Raw genomic sequence first — 24073 nt, forward strand, 5'->3', positions numbered from 1 at the left:
ATCATTTCGCCTGTTTGTTCCACAGGAAAACCGCACACTCTTCGGCTGCCAGCCGGACGACGGCTCCCGCTGGCACGGCCTCCCCGCACAATCGCCGTGCCGAAGCGGGCAGCGGTTCCGAGAGCTCCACCTCGGCGGGTTCCGTGCGTTTGTTGATTAGTACGGCCAGCCGCTGCGAGGGGGATTCCATCAGGCGCATCAGCACCCCGTCCGCCGGGCGGGAGAAGTGCATCGGGGCGCGGTCGATCTGCCCGCGGCAGCAGGTGCCGTAGAAATCCACGACCCCTTTGTTGTCGGCGTGCCAGCCGCCCAGTTCGAGCAGCGAGGGGAGCCATACGGCCTCGCCCTTACCGTAGCGGTGGCGGGTGCCGACCACCTCGCCGCCGTCCGTGGCGATTGCCTGCGCCTTGTCGGGGCGGAGTATCCCTTTCCACATATGTACGGGCAGGGTGGCGGCGGGGACGTCGCATCCGATTGTGAAATAGGGCGCTACGGCCTTGTACTCGCTGATTTGTGCACCCAGGCACTCGCGCAGCGGGAAATCGTCCATCAGGATGCAGTGCATGTTCTCGTCGTAGAAGCCCGTAAGCCCCGTTACGATCAGGCGGCCGCCTTCGCGGACGAACTTCCCGAGCTGTTGCCAGTACTTCGAAGGCAGCGCCACCAGATTCGGCAGTACGACCGTCTTCCCCTGCGGGTCGCTCCAGTCGTAGGCGCCCATTTCGCACACCTCGGGCACCACGCCCCAGGCGGCGACGGCTTCGTAGGCTCCCGCCAGCGATTTCATGGTGGCGCTGGCCTTGCGGCCTTCAAGGCAATCGTCGCCCGCCGCCGCGGCGTTCTTTCGCTGGGTGCGGAGCGACTCGACGTTGTAAAGCAGCGTGATGCCGCTCCGCACGGGTTCGGCGTCCCGGAAGAACTTTCTGCAGGCCTTTGCCGTGCGCGCCACTTCCGCCGCGGCCGTCAGCCGGTCGCTGGGGCGGCGCTGGAAGTCGAGCATGCCCCATTCGCCCGCTTCGAGTGCCGAAGCCCGCTGGTTCAGCGTCCAGAAGATGATTCCTTCGGCGCCCGCGGCGATGCCTGTCCAGAGCCATTGCGTGATTTCCTGTGCCGTGGGGCAGAGCACCTCCTTGCCGCTGGCCGTGACGTTGCCGCCCTGCATTTCGGTAATCCAGAACGGGTTTTTCCCGGCTCCGGCCCGGACGATGTCGGCCATGAGCGAAATCCCCAACGGGTATTGCGCCCGGGTGAAATAGCCGAAATGCCAACTCAAATGCATCGATACGCCCAGCGAGGTGAGGAACCCTTCGTAGGCCGGGAAATCGTAATCTGCGAGGTTGTCCAGGAGTTGGTGCGGGTTGATATGCTTGTGGTGTGTGCGGTCGTGGGAATCGACCTGCGAGGCAATCCATTGCAGGTACCATGTGGTGAAGTCGGTGTGGAACCGCTCTTGCGTAAAGTCGGCTTTCAGGTAGCCGTTGTCGTAGGCCGGAGCCTTCTGCGCGGCTTTCCAGCGTGCGAAAACCTCGTCGGTCAGGTCGTTTCGACCGGGGCCTGCCCCTCCGGTTCCCGGTTCGTTCTGCAATACCCAGGTGTCGAGGGCGGGATGCTCCCTGAAATGACTCACGACGGCTTTGATATAGTCGGCGATTTGCTTTAGGTGGGCTTTCGAGCGGGGATATTTGAACCCGCCCACGTCGCCCAGTTCGTCGGTCGGCGGAAAGAGCGTGGCGAAGAGCTTCACGCCGTGTTTTGCAGCGGCGTCGAACGCCTTGTCGTAGAGCGAGAAATCCCACGAGCCGTCCGGACGCAGCATGTGCGCCCCGAACATCCGGATGCGGGCCGTTTCGAACCCGTGCCGGGCGAGGATGCCGAAGAATTCGTCGATTTCCCCGTCGGTCTGCCCCGGTTCGATGAATACCTGCGCGCCGATTTGCGGATAATCGGTTCGTTGTGGATAGAGGGGCCGGCACAGGAAGCCCAGGGCCAGCAGCAGAATCAGTTTTCTCATGGTTTATGGTTTGTTGGACAGCCGCCGGCCGTTGCGGATGGCCTCGGGCTCGTTGTTGCAGGGAAGGAGCGTGAATCGGTATGCATAGCGTTTGTCGAGCAGCCGGTACTGCTGCGAGGGGCGTGCGTTCAGGCTCCAGGTGTCGGTTCCCCCGACCCCGGCCTGTGCGCAGTCGATGTTCACCGTCAGCGCATCGGGGAGTTTTTCCACTTCGGTGCTGTGGCGGGCCCGGTCGAGCGCCTCCTGCGTGCAGTCCCATACGGACATGCCCAGCGGTTTGTCCCCGACCACCTGGATGCCGCGGCCGTTGCGTGCCGTGAGCGTGAACCAGCGCACGCCGCAGCGGTTGCCGTTTTCCTGCGGGGTGATATAATCGTGCATGAACGCTTCGGGAGTGCCCCGGTAGAGGCCGAGCCAGGCGCCGCACGAGCGGTCGGAATAGTTTTCCTGGGGCCCCTTGCCGAAGTAGGCCATCTTTTCCAGTGTGTCGGGAACGCGGGTCTGGAGCCCGACGCGCAGCGGTTCCGGCATCCTTTCGCCGATTTGCAGGTCGTATTCCACGGCCAGGGCCCCGGCGCCGTCGAGCGTGTAAACCAGCGTCAGCCGTATACTGTCCGGAACTGCCTTTTCGACGGATACCCTTCCGGCGGCTTCGTCCACATGCACGGACAGGGTACGTAACCTGTCGGGCATCTCTTTCCAGCAGCCTGCGGTATTTCCGATGCGCCATCCGCGCCAGTCGTTGTCGGTCGAGGCCCGCCAGAAGTTGGGCCGCAGGGTGTCGCACACCAGTGCCTGCCCGCGTACCGTGTAGGAAACGACGTAGCCGCTGCTGCGGTCGATTTCCGCACGGCTGCCGGCTGCCTCCAGTACGATACGTCGTGCTTGCTGCGATACGGTGGTTTTGCCTTTGGCGGGTTTGTGTACGGGCTTTTTATGGAAAGGCAGTACGAACTGCTCTTCCGCGGCCACATGCCCGGCTTCGGCATAGGGTGTCGCCCTGTTTTCCCGGGCCTGCACGCGGAGCAGGTACTCGGCGCCGGGTTCGGGTTCGAAGGGGCGGATGCCAATCGTGATTCGGGCGCTCCCGCCCGCGGGCGTCGGCGGCACGTCGAAACTGCCGCGCTGCAATACGCCTTTGTCGGTCGATATTTCCCAGGTGAAGTCGTAGCGGTCGGTCGGGGAGAAGAAATTGCGGTTGTGAACGACGATTTTTCCCGCCGAGAGGTCGTCTGCCGCGAACCCGACGGGCTGGAAGACGTACTTGCACTCCAGGGCCGCAGGTTTCAAGGTGCGGTCGGGGTTGACGATGCCGTTGCAGCAGAACGCCGCGTCGTTATGTTCCCCCGCCGGTTCGAAGTCCCCGCCGTAACCCCAGTAGGTGCGCCCGCGGGCGTCTTTTTTCACCAGTCCCTGTTCCACCCAGTCCCAGATATGGCCGCCCAGCAGCCCGGCATGGCTGCGGATGACTGCCCAGTAGTCGTTCAGCCCGCCGGTCGAGTTGCCCATCGAGTGGGCGTATTCGCACATCAGCACGGGGCGGTCGATTCGCGGGTTGAGCGCCATGCGCTCCAACTCGGCGACCGTGGGATACATGCGGCTCACGATATCCACGTAGGCGGGGTCGGTCGGATTGCCGCCGTCCTGCGGCTGTTGCGGGGCGGCGGGCTGTCCCTCGGCGGGTGCCGCACTCGTGAATACGGCGGCCGAGGTGCGTTTCAGGGGTACGTAAAGCGGGCTCATGGGTTGTCCCTGCGCCCCTTCGTAGTGAATCAGGCGCGTAGGGTCGTAATCCCTGGCCCAAGCGGCTGCCGCCGCGTGTGCCGGGCCGCAGCCCGATTCGTTGCCCAGCGACCACATGACGATGGAGGGATGGTTGCGGTCGCGGACGACCATCCGGCTCACACGCTCCAGGAACGGGGCGGCCCATTCCGGGTCGTTCGAGAGCCGTCCGCCCGAGCCGTGGCTCTCGATGTTGGCTTCGTCGATGACGTACAGGCCGTAGCGGTCGCACAGTTCGTAAAAATAGGGGTCGTTGGGGTAGTGCGACGTGCGCACGGAATTGAAATTCAGTTGTTTCATCAGCCTCACGTCCCGCTCCATCGACTCGCGGGTGACGGTCTTTCCCGTATACGGGTCGTGGTCGTGGCGGTTCACGCCGTAGAGCTTCACGGGGACGCCGTTGACCAGCATCTCGCGTCCGCGGAGCCGGACGTCGCGGAACCCGACCTTGCAGCTGCGCGATTCGGCGACCTGCCCCGCGTCGTTGCACAGGGTCAGTACGAGGGTGTAGAGTGCGGGATTCTCGGCGCTCCATTTTTCGGGCGCTGCGATGCGTTGCTCCAGCAGTGCGTAGTAGACGTTGTCGCGCTGCGGGTACGCTTCCGACAGGAGCTCTTCGATCGGCAGTTCCATCTCGCGCCCTTCGGGCGTTCCGTCGGGAGCGTAGAGCTGCGCCCGGAGGTGCCATCCCGCCGTGGGGGTGCCTTCGCGCAAATCGATTGAGGGGCGTATCTGCAACAGCGCGTCGCGCATGTCGCCGTCGAAGAGCGTCCGCACCCCGAAGTCGCCGATTGCCGCGTCGGGTTTTGCGGCGAGGTAGACTTCGCGGTGGATGCCCGCCATGCGCCAGTGGTCGGCGTCTTCGAGGTAACTGCCGTCCGTCCATTTGAAAACCTTCACGGCGAGCGTGTTTTCACCCGGTCGCAGCAGGCCGGTGACGTCGAATTCGCCGGGCAGGCAGCTGTCCTCGGCATATCCCGCCAGGGTGCCGTTCACCCAGACGTAGTAGCCCGAGTACACGCCTCCGAAATGCAGCACCACCCGGTCGCCTTCCCAGTCAGCGGGCACGGTGAACCGGCGGACGTAGCATCCCGTCGGGTTGTCGCGGGTGATCAGCGGCGGCCTGAACTCGAACGGATAGGGGATGTTGGTGTATATCGGATACCCGTAGCCCTGCATTTCCCAGCACGAGGGAACCACTGTTTCGTCCCACCCCGCGAGGTCGGCATCCGGCCGCCAGAATCCTTCGGGGCTTTGGGCGGCGTCTTCCGCGAAGCGGAATTTCCAGGTGCCGTCGAGCATCATTATCCGTGACTGCATGCGGTTTCCCGCCAGCGCGTCCTGCGGGGTTCTGTAGGAGTAGGAGGTGGCCCGGGCGGGCAGTCGGCGCAATGCGTTGACGTGCTGGTCGGCCGGGGCGTTCCACCCCTCGGCGGCTGTTGCTGCGCAGTATGCCAGCGTGCACAGGAGGGTTGCCGTAAGTCGTTTCATAGTTCGGGTAAGGTGAGTTTTCAATGGAACAAATATAGGAATACTCCCTTCTCCGGATTTGCACGGATTTATCAAAAATTAACAGAAAACCGGGCTTTTGCCCTTTCTGTGCCGTTCCGACGAAAATGTGTTAGCATCTGTCGAACCGGTTACACTCCGTGCGCGGGGAATTTTCTACTTTTATCCTGTCGCTAAAATTTAATACTACGACCTATGAAACGACTTCTCCTTTTGACATGCATCCTTGTTTTCGCAGCGGCGCCGCGTGCGGCGGCCAAAGGCCCCAAACGTTCCCTCCGGCGCTCTTTCGTACAGGTCAGCGCCGCAGATCCCCGTTATTTCTGCCTTTCGGACGGGCAGCCCTACATTCCCGTCGGGTGCAACATCGCCGCCATGGGGTCCGTCGCCGACATGGAGCACTACTTGGATCAGATGCACCGCAACGGCGCCAATTTCGGCCGCGTGTGGCTCAATACGAGCCTCTTCGAGATTGAAACCCGCTACGGCGAGGTGGACAGCGCGAAGCTCGGGCGCATCGACCGCCTGCTGGAGCTGGCCGACCGGTACGGCATCAAAATCAAATTCTGCATCGAGAGTTTCCGCCACATCCGTCCGGGCGAGAACAAGTGGGACACCAAGGCCTCCTACCACACCTCGAACGGCGGCCCCTTTGCCGATGCCGACGATTACATCACTTCGCAGCGGGGCGAAGAGGAGTTCCTGCGCCGCGTGCGGATTTTCCGCGAGCGTTACGGCGACCATCCTGCCGTTTTCGGCTGGGAGCTGTGGAACGAGATGAATGCCGTGGAGACGCCCGAAGAGCACCTGCGCGCATGGAATGTCCGTATGCTGCCGCGCGTGAAGGAGATTTTCCCGAAGAACCTGGTGATGCAGAGCCTCGGTTCGCTCGACCGGGAGTCGAGTTTCCCGATTTATGAATTCATCAACCGCCTGCCCTCGAACGAAGTGGCGCAGGTGCACCGCTATATCGACGAGGGTGCCGAGCTGGCCGTATGCAGCGCCCCGGTCGACAGCATGGCTTCCGATGCCGTCGCCGTGCTGCGCCGCTATGGCCTCCGCAAGCCGATGCTGCTGGCCGAATCGGGCGCCGTGAAACCCGTGCATACCGGACCCCATCCTATATATAAGGTGGACACCATGGGATCCGTGCTCCACGACGTGCTCTTCGCCCCCTTCTTCAGCGGCGCTGCCGGGCCGGGACACCTCTGGCACTGGGATCACCATATCGACAAGCAGCACACCTGGTTCCAGTTGGGACGCTTCGCGCATGCCGTCGGGGGCGTCGATCCCGTCCGCGAAGGGTTCGAACCCGTGCGCTGCGACACGGCGGGGCTGCGGGTTTATGTGCTCCGGGGCAAACACACGCTGCTTGCCTGGTGCCGCGATACGGTGAGTACGTGGCGGCACGAGCTGGTCGAACGCGTTCCTGCGCAGCGGCTGTCCGGCCTGCACATCGACTTCACGCCGCAGCTCGGCGGCCGCAAGGTGAAGAAGGTGCGTATCTACGACCCCTGGCAGGACGAGTGGATGCGCGCCTCCCGCCGTGCCGACGTGTCGCTTCCGGACTTTACGCGTTCGGTAATCGTCCGGATCGAATATTGAACCCCCGGGAGGACGAATGATGAAAACGGACAAATAAATGATAGATTCGTTCTTTATATCCCTGTTCCGTCTTCCTAAATTTGTTGTAACGAAATCCTGAAGCACAACCAAACCTATCAGCCTATGAAAGAAAAAGACTCTCCGACCTTTTCGATTCTGTGATCCGGCCCGCTGCGTGAATGTCAGTTCGGGCACTCCCGCGCGGGCGATTCCCTGCGGGATGCAATCAATCAACTACAACCTAAATACCTATGAAAATGAACCATTATTTGAATGTGCCGGGGCTCCTGCGCAGATTCGCGAAGATCGGGCTGGCTCTCCTGCTCGCCCTGCCGGTCGCTTTCGCCGCCGGGGCGCAGGATGTCTCCCCGGCCAGGGTTTCCGGGACGGTCGTCGACCAGCAGGGCATGCCGATCGTCGGGGCAGGGGTAATCGTCAAGGGAACCCAGACGGGCTCTGTGACCGACCTCGACGGACGTTTCACGGTCATGGCGGCCAAGGATGCGACGTTGACTGTTTCATTTATCGGCTATACCACCCGGGAGGTGCCCGTAGGAACCCAGACCGATATCCGCATCGTGCTCGCGGAGAATGTCCAGAGCATCGACGATGTGGTGGTGGTCGGCTTCGGCACCCAGAAGAAGGAAACCGTCACCGGCGCCATCGGGCAGTTGTCGGGCAAGGAGCTGATGCGCTCCCCCGTGACCAATGTTTCCAATGCGCTCGTAGGGCGTATCGCCGGTATGGCCGCCGTGCAGAAGACCGGTGAAGCCGGCTTCGAAGAGTCCACGATTCGCGTGCGCGGCGTGGGTACCTATGCCGGCGACCAGAACCCGCTGATTGTCATCGACGGCATCGTGCGCGACATGACGGCCTTCAACATGCTCGACCCGAACGACGTGGAGAACGTCAACGTGCTCAAGGACGCCTCGGCGACTGCCGTGTACGGCGTGCGCGGCGCCAACGGCGTGATTATCGTGACGACCAAGCGCGGCCGCGAAGGCAACCTGAAGATTTCGTTCACGGCCAACGTCGGTTTCACCTCCCCGACGACCCTGCCCAGCCTGGTCAACTCCTACGATTATGCCGTGCTGCGCAACGAGGCGTTCGCCAACGACGGCAAGCCCGACGACATCAAGGTCTTTTCGCAGGACGAACTGTGGAAATTCCGGCACAACCGCGACTACACGCCTGCCGAGGTCGAGGCGATGGGGCACCTTTCGCCCGAACAGAAACAGGCGTTGCTCGACAGCCCCGCCATCTACTACGGCAGCACGGACTACATGAAGCGGATTTTCGACGCAGGGGTGTCGCCCCAGCAGCAGTACAGCGTCAACATCTCCGGCGGCACCGAGAAAGTGGCCTTCTTCACCTCGGTGGGGTACTCCAACCAGAAGAGCCTTACCAACGACTTCGGGTTCAGCGACGCGGCCTCCAATTCGGGCAGCCACAAGTATAACTTCCGCACCAACTTCGATTTCAACATCATCCCGCTCACCGAAATCAATGTTTCGCTCTCGGGACAGGTGCGCGAGACGAATATCATTACCGACCGCAACAGCAGCGTCGAGATGTGGGGCCGTTACCGCGACCTGATGCTCAACATCTACGAGGCCCCGCCCTTCTCGGCGCCGGGCGTTTCCGACGGCCGCATCATCACCGATTACGCCGGCGGTACGATTATGGACAGCAACAAGGGTGCGTGGGGCAAATCCCCGATTGCCTACATGCTCGAAAAGGCGCAGGCGCGCATCAACCAGAGCAGCCTGAATACCTCGATTCGCATCCGCCACCGGATGGACTACCTCGTCGAAGGGCTCTCCGTGCGCGGGGCGTTGTCGTACGACCATTATTTTACCAAGACGCTGCGTGTCGCGCCCAACCTGCCCACCTATTCGATTACGCGCAATCCCGACAATCCGGCCGAGCTGCTCTATTACGGCGGCGAGCACAGTGCCAAATCCTACGAGGAAACCGGCTGGGGTAAAAACCGCAAGGTCTATGTCGAGGCCGGTATCGACTTCAACCGCGATTTCGGCAAACACGCCGTCACGGCCATGGCGCTCGTCACCGGCGAACGCTATACCTCGCCCGGGCTGAAGTACAACGTTCCCCGCGGGTATTACGGCGTTGTGGGGCGTGTGACATACGGCTACGACCAGCGTTATCTGGCCGAATTCAACATGGGTTACAACGGCTCCGAGAACTTCGCGCCCGGCAAGCGGTTCGGGTTCTTCCCGGCCGTTTCGATAGGCTGGGTCGTGTCGAACGAACCCTACTTCCCGAAGAACGACATTCTCACCTGGCTCAAATTCCGCGCCTCCTACGGACAGACCGGTAACAGCGAAATCGGCGGCGACCGCTTCCTGTTCCTGCCCGGCACGTGGGGCAGCCATAGTTACGGTCCCTGGAACGGCACCCCGCTCAACGGATATTTCTTCGGTTCGTCGAACGGTTCGGTCTACAATCCGGCCTTCCCCGGCAAATACGAACAGTCTACGGGCAACCCCGACGTCACGTGGGAGAAGAAGGAGTCGTACAACATTGCCGCCGAGGTGCGCATGTTCCGCGACCGGCTCTCCGTCACAATCGACCTGTTCGAGGAGAAACGCAACAACATTCTCACCAAACTGGGGGTTACGCCGGGCATCATCGGCTTGAGCGGCAGCGCCCTGCCGCCCGTGAATGTGGGACGCATGAACAACCGGGGCTACGAGATTCAGGTGTCGTGGCGCGACAATGTCGGCACGGATTTCTGGTATGAAGTGGGCGGGCAGGTTTCCTATGCCGTCAACAAGATCGACTACAAGGCCGAGCCCTCCTATATGTACGCCTGGATGAACGAAACGGGATTCGCCTACGGACAGTACAAGGCCTATTACAACGAAGGCTTTTACAACACGCCCGAGGAGATTGCCAACCACCCCTACAACGCCATCGACGGCAACCACGTCCAGGGCGGCGACCTGCGTATCGTCGACGTCAACGGCGACGGTATCATCGACGACAAGGACATCACCCCGACGGGCTTCTCGAACGTTCCGCGTTTCGCGTTCAGCAGCAACTTGAGTTTCGGTTATAAGGGATTCGAGGTGTCCGCGCTCTTTACCGGCTCGGCGCAGGGGACGTTCAACATGAACGGTTACCTCATCACGCCCTTCTCGCAGGGCAACGGCACGCCGTTGAACTACATGAACGGCCGCTGGACACCCGAACGCTATGCCGCCGGCAAACAGATTACCTTCCCGCGCATGTCGGTGAACATGGCCAACAGCCAGAACAACCAGAACAACGCTTTCTGGTTCCGCTCGACCGACCATATCAAGCTGAAGAATGTCGAGGTGGCTTATACGTTCAGGAATGCCCGCTGGATGCGCAAGGCGCATATCGGGTCGATTCGCGTATTCGTCAATGCCAACAACCTCTGCACCTGGGGCGGCAAAGACCTGATCGACGGCATCGACCCCGAACTGGTGCAGGACGGCAGTACCTCCGAAGGCATCATTTATCCGCTGACGCGCGTGTACAACTTCGGTTTCAACATCCAATTTTAAGACGCAGCCTTATGAAAAAGACCATTTATACGCTTCTCTGCCTGTTGCTGGCGGCCGGCCTTTCGTCCTGCCAGGACTGGTTTATCGAGAAGCCCGAAGTGACGGGCATGGATCAGGACGAAGTCTTCAGCACGGCCAAGAATGCCGAAGGGGCTATCGCCGAGGCTTACGGCACGATTCTCTCCTCGGGTCTTCCCGTGCTGGTGTGGAACAACTCCCCGATTATGCCTTACGAAACGACCGAAGCCATCATGGGCGGCGAAGACCTCTGCCGCCTGACGTGGGGCTATATGGACAAACAGGTCGTGGCGGGCATGCTGGCCAACAACGAGAATAACGGCGCCGGCTATACCGACGACTATTTCCCCAACAACTACGCCTATATCCGCAAGGCGTGGCTCGTGTACGAGAACATCGACAAGGTCGCCGACATGTCCGACCGCGACAAAGCCGTCGTCAAGGCCGAAATGCAGGTGCTGGTGGCCTTCCGCTACGTGGAGATGCTCAAGCGCTACGGCGGCGTGCCGCTGGTCGAGTCTACGCTCACCACGGTCGACGTGCGTTCCCGCGCCACCGTGCAGCAGACGCTCGATTTCATCGTGGAGCTGTGCCAGTCCGCCGCCGCGACGCTCGAGGGCGTGCGCTGGCCGGCCGATTGGCTGGGACGCGTGAACAAGGGCGTGGCGCTGGCCGTCAAGGCCGAGGCGCTGATGTATGCCGCCCGTCCGCTCTTCAATGCCGACGCTCCCTACATGCAGATGGCCGATCCCGCGAACAACGAGATGATTTGGCTCGGGGGCTACGACGCCAAGCGCTGGGAAACAGCCCGCCTGGCCAACCAGGAGGTGATCGACTGGGGCAAGGCCAACGGCTTCGAACTCATCGACACGGGCGACCCCGTCAAGGATTACGGTACGGCCGTCGGCACGCCGTCGAACCGCGAGGTGCTGCTGGCCTACAAACAGCAGCGCGAGTCCGACGACAACGGCATCTACAAGAACTACACCTTCATGCCGACCCATACCGGACACGACCTGGGACAGTACCGCGGCACCGGCTACGGGCAGCTTTGCCAGTACCGCAAGGCCGACGGCACGGATCAGACGTGGGCGGGCGTGGACGACTGGCGTCCGGCCGGCGAATACCGCGACAAGGCCGAAGAGCTGGAACCCCGTGCGCAGGCGTCGCTCTATTTCTACGGCGTCAACCCCAAGAACAATACGGGTAACAGCCGCTGGGATTTGTACCAGAACTGGCAGCTCGAATACAAGTGGCAGGACGGCTGTGCCAAGAACATCAAATTCTGGTATGAAGCCGGTTCGCGCGAATGGTTCGAATTCCCCATCTACCGCATGGCGGAGTTCTATCTCAACGTCGCCGAAGCCTACAACGAGGAGGGCAACCCGACCATGGCGCTCCGCTACCTGAACGACATCCGGGGGCGCGGGGGCATTCCCGACGAAACGCAGACCGACAAGGTGCAGCTGCGGCGGAGCATCCACCGCGAATGGGCCGTGGAATTCTACGAGGAGAACCAGTGGTACCCCCACGCCCGCCACTGGAAGGAAGGGGCGTCGATGATCGGCGGGGCCAAGTACAAATTCGAGTTTTCGCAGGCTCCCGGCGTGTCGTGGAATCCCCGCAAACCCGAGGAGTTCGCCAACTACACGCGCAAGCCGTCCTATGTCGCCGAATACATGTGGCACGAGCGCATGTCCCTCTCGCCCTTTACGCTCAGCGAGGTGAATAAGGGGTATCTGGTGCAGAATCCCGGATATTGATCCGCCGAAACACAATCGTTTACCGAAAAAAACAGAATTACATGAATCCCAACCATATGAAAAGTGTGTTCCTCGGAGGCGCGGCTCTCGCGGTTCTGGCCGTCGGTGGCGCCGGCTCGGTTTCCGCCCGGGATACCGCGGCTGCGGAACAGCCCGACAGTGCGGCCCTGGAATATGTGATCCCCGGGACGTCCGCCCGGACCAAGGCGGCGCTAATCACCTCGTCCGTTTCTTCCGTGACGGGCGACGAGGTGTCCATTCCGTCGGCCAATATCAACAACATGCTCTACGGCCGTATTCCGGGCCTGGTCGTGTCGCAGACCAACGGGGAACCCGGCTACGATGCCGCTACGCTCAATATCCGCGGCGTGGCGACCTACAACAACTCCTCGCTGCCGGTCTATGTCGACGGCTTCCAGACCAACATGGCCTATTTCCAGTTCCTCTCGCCTTCCGAAATCGACCGGATCGAGGTGCTGAAAGATGCCGCGGCGCTGGCCCCCTTCGGCATGCGGGGCGCCAACGGCGTGATATGGGTCACGACCAAACGCGGCCGTATCGGCCGTCCGCGGGTCACGGTCAATGTCCGCGGTGGCGTGCAGCAGCCCATGAACCTCCAGAAACCGCTGCGTACGGGCGACTATACCCGGCTTTACAACGAGGCGGCAAGCAACGACAACGGCAATGTCTGGACGCCCTATTATACCGACGACCAAATCGCCCAGCTGCCCGACGTGGACTGGTACCGCGAGGTCACCAAGAAAGCCACGCCCTATACCGATGCCGACGTGTCGGTTTCGGGCGGTGACAAGACCGTGCGTTATTTCGTGCTGTTCGGCTATATGGGGCAGCGGGGAATCTACGACACGCCTACCAACGACACGCTGGCCAACGCGGGCATCGACCGCTACAACATCCGCACGAACCTCGACATGAACCTCTTCAATTTCCTCGAAGCCAAGGTGGACGTCGGCGGACGCATCGAGGATCGCCGTTATCCCAACCGTGCCGCGGGTAACCTGTGGAACGACCTTGCCAAATACCCCAGCTCGGTTTATCCCGTGCAGAATCCCGACGGGACGTGGACGGGTACCCCGATTTACAATTTCAACCCCCTGGCCTCGATTAAGGCACTGGGGCGCAACTCCACGCACGACCGCACCCTGCAGGCCAATTTCCAGCTGAAGGAGCGGCTCGATTTCCTCGCGCAGGGGCTCTACCTCTCGGAGGCGATGTCGTTGAGCAGCTGGACGCGCGACGGCGCGAGCAACAGGCGCAACTATTCGCGCTGGCTCGACGGGACGCAGCAGACCACCGACAACGACACCCCCTATACCCGCGGCGAGGACAGCGGCCAGAACCAGTGGACGTGGCAGCATTACAACGCGACGCTGGGTTACGACGGAACCTTCGGACAGCATGTGCTTTCCGCTTCGGCCGGGATACTCTACAATATCTACAAGACCGACTTCTCGCAGAACGGCGCTGCCGGCAAAATGATCGAATACCGCCATATGACCGTCAACGGCGCCGTCAACTATGCCTACGACGACCGTTATGTGGCGACCTTCTCCTTTGCCGCCGACGGTTCGGACAATTACAGACCCGGCAACCGCTGGGGTTTCTATCCCTCGCTCGGCCTGGGCTGGGTCGTATCCCGGGAGCCTTTCCTGCGGGACAGCCGTACGGTCGATTTTCTTAAAATCAGGGCTTCGGTCGGCAAGAACGGCTGGGACCCGATGGGCGAGATGCGTTACCTGTGGGAGGGTTACTACACGGGTCGCGGCGGCCTCAATACGGGCAACAGCGAACATACGTGGCACGGGGGAACGGCGCTGTCCTACCTCCCGAACTCCGATATTTTTGCCGAAAAGAGCCTGAAGTACGACGCCGGCATCGACGTGCGCCTGTGGAACAGACTGGGCGTGAACGTCGATTTCTTCCTCGAGAAACGTTCGGGTATCGTGACCCAGGACTGGATGATTCCCGGTGCTTCGGGCGTGGACAACCCGCCTTACCGCAACATCGGCAAGATGATTAACAAGGGTTTTGAGGTGCAGCTCTCCTGGGCCGACCGCGTGGGCGACTTCAATTACGCGCTCACGGGCATGGCCTCCTACAACAGCAACAAGATCGACTACATGGCCGAGATTGTGACCGTCCCGACGGCTGCGCGCACGGGCCAGCGGCTCAATGCCCTGTTCGGATACGTGGCCGACGGCTTCTACGACTGGGAGGACTTCGATGTCAACGGCGAGCTCAAGGAGGGGCTTCCCAAGCCTACGTTCGGTGCCGTGCAGCCCGGCGACATCAAATACAGGAACCTGAACGGCGATACGGTCATCGACGAGAACGACCAGACGGCCATCGGCGACTCCTACCTGCCCAAGCTGCAGTACTCGTTCTCGCTGGCGGCTTCCTGGAAGGGGTTCGACCTCTTCGCCCTTTTCCAGGGCGCTGCCGGACGCGATGTGAACCTGCTCGACGCGCCTTTGCAGAACGTGGCGTTCCGCGATAACGGCAACGTCTACAAGATTGCCGAAGGCCGCTGGGCCTATTATCCCGAACAGGGAATCGACACGCGCGCCACGGCCACCTACCCGCGCCTGTCGTTGCAGGACAACAGCAACAACTACCGCAATTCGACGCTCTGGAAGCGCAACGGCGATTTCCTCAAGCTGCGTAACGTGGAGCTGGGCTACACCTTCACGCAGCCCTCGTTGAGCAAGGCCGGCATCTCGAAAATCCGCGTCTACTTAAGCGGTGTCAATCTGCTGACCGTCAGCAAGCTGATGCGCGACTACGACATCGATCCCGAAATCCTTTCCGGCCACCCGGCGCTGAAATCCTACAACCTCGGTCTGACCGTAACCTTCTAAACACGACTGCCATGATACGAAAAAATATGAAACTCCTTTTCGCGGGCGCCCTCCTCTGCTCCTTGTTCCTGGCGGGGTGCGATGCGCTCGACACCAAGGAAGACCTGAACCTGACGGACGAGATGATGGCCACGCGCCGCTACCAGATGTTCGACTGGGGATACCGCGTTTATGAACACATTCCCTACGGGTTCACGGCCATCGACGGCAACCTGTTCGCAGCCGTTTCCGACGAGGCGCAATACGTGACCACGTTCAGCTCCACACAGCGGTTCAACGAAGGCAGCTGGGGTATCCACTACAACCCCGACGATTGCTATACGAGTTATTACAACGGCATTTACGCGGCCCATGACTACCTCGACAAATCGGCCGATTACAAGTATATCCTCGGTATGCACCGCGACACGCTCACTTCGAACGGTCTGGACAGTTACCGCCGCGATTTGGTCGACGTGGAGCGTCTGCGCGCCGAGGCGCATGTGCTCAAAGCCTATTACTATTTCGAACTCGCCAAGCGTTACGGCGGGGTGCCCCTCGTCGACCGCGTGTATGACGACCGGAAGCAGGCTAACCTTCCGCGCGGTACGTTCGACGAGGTTGTCGACCTCATCCTGCGCGAGATCGAAGGGGTGCGCAACGAACTGGTCGTCGACTGGCGGGCCGAGAACCTCGACGAGAAGTCGGGGCGCATTACGCGCGGCGCGGCTTTGGCGCTCAAATCGCGGACGCTGCTCTATGCCGCCAGCCCGCAGTTCAATCCCTCGGGCGACAAGTCCAGGTGGGCGGCTGCTGCCGCTGCCGCTTTCGAGGTGATTAACATGGGCATCTACTCCCTGCATTCCGATTACGGCGGGCTGTTCGTCGCCGAAACCTCCACGACCAGTCCCGAAACCATCTGGGCCGTGCGTATGGGGGCGACCAACGAATTCGAACGCAAGAATTATCCCATCGGCACGCAGGGCGGCGGTACGGGTATCTGCCCTTCGCAGAACCTCGTCGAGGCCTATGAATCCGCAGGAGAGGATGCGGACGATGCCTATGCCGGCCTCGACCCGCGCTTTTATGCCACCGTCCTGCGCAACGGGGATACATGGAACGGCCGCACGCTCGAGATCTATGCGGGCGGCGCCGACGACCCCGCCCGGAAGAACGCTTCGCCCACGGGGTATTACCTGCGCAAGTTCCTGAACGAAAACCTGAACCTCACCAACGACGACAAGCGGCTTCGCAGCTGGATCGTTTTCCGCTATGCCGAAATATTGCTTAACTTTGCCGAAGCGATGAACGAGGCCTACGGCCCCGACGACGCCCACGGCTACGGGATGACGGCGCGCGACGCCGTGGATGCCGTGCGCAGCCGCACGGGTGTGGCCATGCCTTCGGTCGACGTCGCCCCGGGCGATGCGGCTGCCATGCGCACGGCCATCAAACACGAGCGCCGCATCGAGCTGGCTTTCGAAGACCACCGTTACTGGGATCTCCGGCGCTGGAACGATGCCGGTACGGAGCTCAACCGGCCCCTGCGCGGTGTGAAAGTGACCCGCAGCGGCGATGGCTTCGCCTACACGCCTTTCGAAGTGGCCAAACGCTCCTTCGAGGCGCCGAAAATGAACCTTTATCCGATCCCGCAGGCCGAAATCGTGAAATCGGGCGGGGTCCTCGAGCAGAATCCGGGTTGGTAGACCGAAAAATATCGAACTATGAGAAAGATTGTTATATTCTTTTCTGTGCTGCTCCTCGCATGCGGAGCGGCCTCATGCCAGAAAGCCGACAGCGAAAGGCCCTGGGGCAGTGCGGTGATTTATATGCCGCAGGCCAGCTACACTCCCTATGCCGTGCCCAACGGCGGGACGGCGCAGCAGTCCAACAAGAACTACAGCGTCGACAAGGATGCGGGCAAGGTGCGGATTTTCCTGGGAATCTACCGCGCCGGGCTGGAGGAGTTGCAGGCCTATATGGTCTATGTTTCCGCGGGCACTGTGCCCCTGGACGGCACGACGCTGCTGCCCGACGGGGCGTACAAGCTGCCCTCCTCGGTGAGCTGCCCCGACGGGAAACGCGACGCGACCTTTTTCCTCACGGTCGACATCGCCTACCTGAAGGCCAATGCCGACAAGGATTTCTCCCTGCCGGTCACCATCTCCGACCCCACGCGCTATGCGCTCAACGAGAAGCTCACCACGACGCAGGTGCGCATCGACACGTCGGAGCTGCTCTCGAAAGAGGGGCTGTAACCCGGCCCGGCCACCATTCCGGCCCGGAGCCGCCAAAAAAGGCGGCTCCGGTTGCCGTTTTGTTTCCGGATGCCGTATAAAACCGGTTTATATGAGAAAGTTATTTGCCGTACTGATTTTTGCGCTCTTCCTTGCCCCTGCTGCCCTGTGCGCCCGGCCGGCCTCCCGCGGCCGCATCGTCGTGCATCCCGGCGGGCGTTACCTGCAATATGCCGGCGGCAGCCCGTTTTTCTACCTGGGCGACACGGCGTGGGAGCTGTTCCACCGTACGACGCGCGAGCAGGCGCGCCTCTATCTCGAAGACCGTGCCCGCAAAGGGTTCACGGTCATACAGGCTGTATGCCTTGCGGAGCGCGACGGGCTGCGCGTCGCCAATGCCTACGGCGAATTGCCGTTTGCCGATGCGGAGTTCACCCGGCCCAACGAGCGGTATTTCGCATATGTGGACGAAGTTATCGCCCTGGCCGACTCGCTGGGACTGGTCGTCGGCCTGCTGCCCTCCTGGGGCGACAAGTTCTGCCTGAAATGGGGCCCCGGGCCCGAAATCTTCACGACGGAAGAGCGTGCCGAGGCTTTCGGACGTTATCTGGGGGAGCGCTACCGGGCCCGGCGGAATATCATCTGGATACTGGGCGGCGACCGTCCTCCCGAAGGGCGCGAACCGATATTGCGGGCTTTCGCCCGGGGCATCGCCTGCGGTGTCGCCGGCCGGGAGGATTATGCGGCCTGCCTGATTACCTACCATCCGTGGGGAAAGTCCTCGTCGGGCGACTGGCTGCACGACGAGCAGTGGCTCGCGTTCAATATGCAGCAGAACGGCCATGCCTACGATTTCGATGTCTGGGAACGTATCGCCCGCGATTATGCCCGGCAGCCGGTCAAACCCGTGCTGGACGGCGAGCCGATTTACGAAGAGCATCCGATTGACTTCGACCGCGAGAAATACGGCACTTCCGAAGCCCTGCATGTGCGGCGGGCTTTCTACCACGAGGTCTTTTCCGGGGCCTGCGGACACACCTACGGCTGCCATGCCGTATGGCAGATGTGGGAACCCGGCAAGTACGCACCCGTCACGGGACCCGTGCGGAGCTGGCAGGAGTCCCTGTCGCTGCCCGGGGCATACCAGGTGTGCTACGGGCGCGAACTCCTCGAGAGCCGTCCGTTTTTCCGCCGCATTCCCGACCAGGGCGTTATCGCCGGGGATGCCGGCAGCGGGCATGACCGCTGTACGGCCACGCGCGACAGCCTCGGCACCTATGCCATGGTCTACTCCGAGAGCGGCCGGCCGTTTGCTGTCGATCTGGGGCGGATTTCCGGGAAACGTATTGTAGCCTGGTGGTACGACGTGCGCAGCGGGCGTCCGCTGCGGATCGGCGAATTCCGCCGCCGGGAGGCCGGTGCGACGATGACTTTTACGCCCCCGACCTGCGGCAAGGGGAACGATTGGGTGCTCGTGCTCGACGACGCGCGGATGAAATACCCGGCCCCCGGGAAGTGCCGGGTGCCCCGTGCCGGGGCTTCCCGATAAGCGCGTGTCCCGTGCGTTTTTCCCGGGTGGGCACAGGTCTTCCCTCCCCGCCGGTTGTGTCCGGCCCCGGCTGCCTTTTGCCTGTATAACGAAACACCCCGCACGCAATCGTGCGGGGTGTTTTCCGGTGCGGGGTGATCTCCCTTTATCTGGTCAGGTATTTGCCCTGTTTCTTGAGGGCGTTGTATACCGAGCCGGCCCAGTAGTTGCGCAGGCCGAACCCGCCGGCTTTGCCGGCCATGTCCATTTGGATGATGACCTGCTGCGTGGCGGGGTCGAACAGCACGGCCGTGTAGTGCCCGATACCGTTGCCCTTGTCGAGCGTCGAGGCTATCAGCAGCAGCCCCTTGTTGCCCGAATGGTTGTTGTAGCGGGCCAGAATCTGCGGAAGCTGCGCCGCGATGTCGGGCGTGGTGCTCCGCGGGGTGAACTGCTCCGCCGCCAGTGCTCCCAGCGATTCGTTGGCCTGTTCGATAGTGGTCGAGAGGATGTCTATGCCGGTGAATTTGGCGACGTCGTATTTCCTGGGCTCCGAAAGGAAGAGTTTGTTGATTTGCCCGAACGCCCGGATGAAATCTCCCGGCTCCTCGTCCGTCCCTATCACGTCGACGCAGCTGAAATCCACGCCGTAGAAATCGGCCGACGCCGAAACTTTTCCTTTTTGTGCGAAACCGGTTGCGGCGAGCAGGCACAACGCGGCGGTGAGTAATTTTTTCATGGCGGCGAAACTTTTATTTGATTTGTTCGCGTAAATCTACGAATTTTATTTGTTTGCGGCTCATTTGGGGCATCTGTTTTTTCGCAATGTACTCCGCGGGTTCGAAAACGACCTCCGGGGCGACGCGTACTTTCGAGCGGAAGGTGTCCTTGATCTCTTTTTCGAACGCCTCGTCGCGGCGCGTACTGCCGATGCGCAGCACGATTTGGTCGGTGCCGAGGCTGCCCGTGAATACTTCGACGATGTAGTTGCTCACGCCGGGGATGTTTTCCAGCACGTCGTACAGCGCGGGCGGGTAGAGCGTCGTACCCTTGAATTTAATCATCTGTCCCCGGCGGCCGATGACCGACGAGAGGCGCATCGTCGTGCGGCCGCAGGCGCAGCGGCCCGTGTGGGCGATGCAGATGTCGCCCGTCTTGAAGCGCAGCAGCGGCATGCCCCTTACGCCGAGCGTGGTGATGACCACCTCGCCCTCCTCTCCTTCGGGTACGGGGTTGTTCTGATCGTCGAGCAGCTCCACGAGAATCATGTCGGCCGGGACGTGCCCGCCGCAGTGGTGTTCGCACTCGGTGATTGATGTCTGCATTTCGGTCGAGGCGTAGGTCGAGAAGAGCTCCAGTTTGGGCCACAGTTCGCTGATTTTCGCCCCGAGCGTGTTGTTGCGGAAATCGGTGCCGCGCAGCGCTTCGCCGATGCAGATTGCCCGGTGCAGCGACGAGCGGCGGTAGTCGATGCCGTGCTCCTGTGCATAGCCGACGAGTTTTATCAGGAACGACGGCACGACGATGCAGCCCGTGGGATTGATGCGGCGTATGGTGTCCCACTGCAGTTCGGGAATGCCGTTGCCGACGCGGATTACGCCGCATCCCAGCTCCCGCGCCCCCATGAAGTAGGCCAGTCCCGCCATGAAACGGCGGTCGATGGTGGTCATCAGCTGCAATACGTCGTCCGGCGTGCATCCCGCCGTGGTGAACGACATCGCCTCGTTGTAGGCCAGGCGGCCGAGGTCTTCCTCCGTGAGGGCGAATGTCACCGGGTCGCCGAGGGTTCCCGACGTGGTCACGTAGTCGACGATGCGGCTGCGGGGCACGCAGACGAACTCCCCGGGGTGCAGTTGCAGGTCTGTTTTCGTGGTTACGGGCAGCCGCCGCAGGTCGTCCGGCGTGCGGATGTCGCCCGGCTGCGCGCCGCAGTTGTCGAACATGCGCCGGTAGTAGGGCGAATTTTCATAAAGGTAGGCGATTTCTTCGCGCAGGCGCTCCTGCCGGAACGCCGCGACCGCGTCGTCCGGCGCGAACTGTATGTTCGGGTTTCGTATCATGGTTCACATTCCGATTTGAGTTTTTCGATTGCTTCCCGCTCGTCGGCGCGGGGCACCGCGGCCTCCGACGCCCTGCCGAAGCTCTGTGCCGCACGGGCCTTGTCGCCCCGTGCGAGGTAATATTCCCCCAGCAGTTTCCAGGTGTGGAAATTCCCGGGATTGGTGCGTGCGAACGCTTCGGGCAGCCGTTCGTCGGCCGCCTCCCCCTTTTCCATGGCTTCGCGAAGCCGGCTCCCGTATTCGCGGTACGCCATCAGGCGCGGATAGTCGTGCGTGAGGTACGCCGTGTCGGCCGGTATCTCCTGCGCCTTGTCGTACAGCTCCGCTGCGGGGTCGGGATTCCGCATCACGGCCCCGAGGTCGTAGCAGACGTAGGCGCCGCCCTGCCACGGTGCGGTCGAAACCCACATTTTCAGCTCCCCGGGCCGGAAAACGACCGAGTGGTGGGCGATCGACTGGTTGACGGAGCAGTCGTTGCCCACTCCGATGTCGATGCCGCCCGCCCCGCGCTGGTCGCGCAGCATCGACACGGCTTCCGGTACGTCCAGGGGTGCATTCGCGGCCATCAGCTCCTCCAGCCGTGCGAAACGGTAGGGGCTGTCGGTCATGGCGATGTTTTCGCGGTTGTGCCTGTCGTCGGCGAACTCCTCCGACTGGTAGTGGTTCGTGCAGACGATTTGTTCGCCGCCGCTCCGGTAAAGGACGGTTTTGCGGGGTGTCTTTTCGATGATTGCGGCCTCGGCGTCGCGTGCCGAGGCGATGAGCAGCGATTCGCTGACGAACGTGTCGCGGCTTTGGGCGATTGCCAGCGCCTCGCCGATTGTCGCCGCATGCTGCAATATCTCGCGTGCGAGAATCGAAATGGGCGTTGCCGACGAGAGCGGCAGGGGCCCTTTCGCGGCGTTTATCGTGACGGTCAGTCCCTCGGTGTTCATGCCCGACAGCACGCCGACTATCCCCGCCCAGCCGATGCTGGCGAACGGATAGCCGGCCTGCGGGCGGCAGAAGGTGACAATCCGGTTGCGGGCGAAGTCGTCGCCCATGTAGAAGTCGAAGTTGCGCCCGACGATCAGGCCTCCGTCCGCGCTCATGCCGCCCCATGCCGCGAACGAACTGCATCCGACGAGCATGTACTGGCTCATGGCGTGTCCGATGTCGTGCGCCGCATGGTAGTTCAGTTGGCGCTCGTAGGGGGTTCCGATGGCATCGAAGTCGTGCGAGCAATAGAGCGACCGGGCGTAAATTTCGCGGCGGTACTCCTCGGGGACATGCTGCCCGAGGTTGCGGTTGAAAATCAGAATCATGCCCCGCAGCAAGCGCAGGTAACCGTCCGAGGGGACGAATTTGCGGATTTGATCGACGAACACCTCCTCCTGGTAGCGCATCAGTGCGGCCGTAAGGGCTCCCGCCGCCGCACCCGACTCGGCGGGCGACCCGGCGGTGTAGAGTTCCCACACACCGTGGGCGTTGCGGCGCAGGAAACTGCCGTGGCAGGAGGTGTAGCCGCCGTGGTCCGTGACGCGGTAAGCCGCCGTGTCGATAATCATGACGGGCTGCTGCATGTCGGCCGTCAGGTAAAGCCCCCAGAGGAATGCCGCCGGCAGCAGCAGGAGCGCCGCCAGCGCGACGAGCGTGTATTTCAGGATTCGTTTCATGCGTTGCCGATTTTTTTTGCGAGGTATTCCGTGCCTAACAGTTCCGCGCAGGTGGCCGCTGCCGACAGCGTGACCCCTACCGCGCCGTGTACGGTCAGGTTCTGTCCCGTGAGCAGCAGGTTTTCGAATTTCGTCCGGGCGGGAATGTGCGCGGCTGCCGCGTTACGGTACTCTTTGCGTATGCCGTATGCCGCGCCGTGCGGCGTGCCGGTGTAATGCAGGTAGGTCAGGGGCGTTGCGGCGCAGGTGCTGTCGATTGCCTCCCGCAGTCCGGGCAGGCGTTCGCAGGCGAAATTCACCGTCGCTTCGCTCACGGCCGCCTTGAGCGCCGTGTAGGCTTCGGGCCGCTCTCCCGGCGCCGAACCTTCCCACGCCGCCCACGCTTCGGTGGCGATGGGGGTCATCAGCGTCACCACGTCGCTCCATGCCGTGTCGCCGTGCGGCGGCTGTGCGCTGAATAGCACCGCTTTGGGGCGCATGGCCTGCCAATCGAAAAGCGTGTCCCAGACATCGCCGCCGGCGTAATGGTAGAGGTTGCGGTTGATATAGGGAAACCTGCCCGGTTTGAGCAGCAGGTAAACCGAGAAGAACCCGTAGGTGCCGGGCAGCCCGTTTATCCGGTCGCGGTACGCTTTGCGGATGGCCGGCGTCTGCCCGACCAGGCGGAGCGTCGCGGCCGGGTGGATTGCCGATATGACCGTTTTCGCCCGCAGTACCGTGCCGTCGGCCAGCTCCACGCCCGTGATGCGCCGCCCGTCGGCATGCAGTGCGCTTGCGCGGCTTCCGGCGAGGGCCGTGCCGCCCTGTGCGCGGATGCGGGCGATTAGGGCGTCGGCGATATGCTGTGTCCCGCCGGCAAAGCGGCAGGCGCCCTCGATGTTCGAATGGTTGGCCATCGCGTGGTGGTAGAGCGACGAGGTTTCGCGCATGCCGCCGTAGAGGGGGTTCGTTCCCGCCAGGACGTTGCGCAGCAGGGGGTCTGCGACGCATTCGGCGATAAACTCCGCGGCCGACGCGCCGAGGTATTCCGTACCCCCGGCCGACAGCTGTCCCGCGCGGTGCGTTTCCACGCCGATGCTGCTGCCGATTTGCCGGAGTTTGGCGCAGTACCTTCCGATTCCGGCCTTTTCGTGCGGGAAGAGCTCCGCGAGGTGCCGCTCGAAGGCCCCGTAGCCGTGCATGTAGGCGAACTCGCCCGCCGCATCCGGCTGTACGATGTCGAACTCATCGTCGAGCGGCCGCACCCGCAGCGACTCCCAAATGCCGAAATATTCGAAATACCGGCGCAGGATGCCTCCCTCCTGCAGGCTGCCCGCGTAGTGCATGCCCGTGTCGATGGTGTGACCCCTGCGGCGGAACGACTGCAGGCATCCGCCGAAACGCTGTGCCTGCTCCACGACGCATACGCCGAGTCCCTCGCGGGAGAGCATGGCTCCGCATTCCAGCCCTCCGAGGCCGCTGCCGATAACGATTATGTCGAACTGCTCCTGCAT

General features: G+C 62.2%; 13 protein-coding genes. 7 read left to right on the top strand and 6 right to left on the bottom strand.

All coding sequences use genetic code 11. The annotated features are described in order from the left end of the window. Position 1 precedes the first annotated feature (1 nt). Together QZT71_RS02135 and QZT71_RS02140 are read right to left on the bottom strand one after the other, a co-directional pair. Positions 2–2011: a beta-galactosidase trimerization domain-containing protein gene (locus QZT71_RS02135; RefSeq protein ID WP_295911756.1), complete on the bottom strand. Its 2010-nt coding sequence runs from the start codon at positions 2009–2011 to the stop codon at positions 2–4. A 3-nt stretch (positions 2012–2014) separates the two neighbouring features. Then, on the bottom strand, positions 2015–5284 hold the full coding sequence (locus QZT71_RS02140; protein ID WP_295911758.1) for a glycoside hydrolase family 2 TIM barrel-domain containing protein: 3270 nt from the start codon (positions 5282–5284) through the stop codon (positions 2015–2017). Positions 5285–5497: 213 nt separating this feature from the next. Between QZT71_RS02140 and QZT71_RS02145 the strand changes: the two genes are divergently transcribed. From QZT71_RS02145 to QZT71_RS02175, 7 genes are all read left to right on the top strand, one after another. Further along, positions 5498–6907: a cellulase family glycosylhydrolase gene (locus QZT71_RS02145; RefSeq protein WP_295911760.1), complete on the top strand. Its 1410-nt coding sequence runs from the start codon at positions 5498–5500 to the stop codon at positions 6905–6907. A 251-nt stretch (positions 6908–7158) separates the two neighbouring features. Continuing rightward, positions 7159–10461, top strand: coding sequence for a TonB-dependent receptor (locus tag QZT71_RS02150; protein WP_295911763.1), 3303 nt, complete (start codon positions 7159–7161; stop codon positions 10459–10461). 11 nt (positions 10462–10472) lie between these two features. After that, positions 10473–12242 (top strand): RagB/SusD family nutrient uptake outer membrane protein, encoded by a 1770-nt coding sequence (locus tag QZT71_RS02155; RefSeq protein WP_295911766.1) that lies wholly within the window; start codon positions 10473–10475, stop codon positions 12240–12242. Positions 12243–12298: 56 nt separating this feature from the next. Next, positions 12299–15121, top strand: coding sequence for a SusC/RagA family TonB-linked outer membrane protein (locus tag QZT71_RS02160; RefSeq protein WP_295911770.1), 2823 nt, complete (start codon positions 12299–12301; stop codon positions 15119–15121). A gap of 11 nt (positions 15122–15132) precedes the next feature. Further along, complete coding sequence (locus QZT71_RS02165) at positions 15133–16806, top strand: RagB/SusD family nutrient uptake outer membrane protein (RefSeq protein WP_295911773.1); 1674 nt, start codon at positions 15133–15135, stop codon at positions 16804–16806. A gap of 18 nt (positions 16807–16824) precedes the next feature. Then, entirely contained in the window at positions 16825–17358 is a 534-nt protein-coding gene (locus QZT71_RS02170) for a hypothetical protein (RefSeq protein ID WP_295911776.1), read from the top strand. Positions 17359–17449: 91 nt separating this feature from the next. Further along, positions 17450–18886 carry a glycoside hydrolase family 140 protein gene (locus QZT71_RS02175; protein WP_295911779.1) on the top strand — a complete coding sequence of 479 codons (1437 nt, stop codon included), beginning with the start codon at positions 17450–17452 and terminating at the stop codon, positions 18884–18886. A gap of 145 nt (positions 18887–19031) precedes the next feature. Here QZT71_RS02175 and QZT71_RS02180 read toward each other — a convergent pair whose 3' ends face one another. The 4 genes from QZT71_RS02180 to QZT71_RS02195 are packed head-to-tail and all read right to left on the bottom strand — an operon-like array spanning position 19032 to position 24073. Beyond that, positions 19032–19604 carry a hypothetical protein gene (locus tag QZT71_RS02180; RefSeq protein ID WP_295911784.1) on the bottom strand — a complete coding sequence of 191 codons (573 nt, stop codon included), beginning with the start codon at positions 19602–19604 and terminating at the stop codon, positions 19032–19034. Between the two features lie 13 nt (positions 19605–19617). Then, entirely contained in the window at positions 19618–20925 is a 1308-nt protein-coding gene (locus tag QZT71_RS02185; protein WP_295911786.1) for a phenylacetate--CoA ligase family protein, read from the bottom strand. After that, positions 20922–22580 carry a C45 family autoproteolytic acyltransferase/hydolase gene (locus QZT71_RS02190; RefSeq protein WP_295911789.1) on the bottom strand — a complete coding sequence of 553 codons (1659 nt, stop codon included), beginning with the start codon at positions 22578–22580 and terminating at the stop codon, positions 20922–20924. Before QZT71_RS02190 ends, QZT71_RS02185 begins: the two co-directional genes overlap by 4 nt. After that, entirely contained in the window at positions 22577–24073 is a 1497-nt protein-coding gene (locus tag QZT71_RS02195) for an NAD(P)/FAD-dependent oxidoreductase (RefSeq protein ID WP_295911792.1), read from the bottom strand. Before QZT71_RS02195 ends, QZT71_RS02190 begins: the two co-directional genes overlap by 4 nt.

This window comes from uncultured Alistipes sp., assembly GCF_902388705.1.
Classification (GTDB): domain Bacteria; phylum Bacteroidota; class Bacteroidia; order Bacteroidales; family Rikenellaceae; genus Alistipes.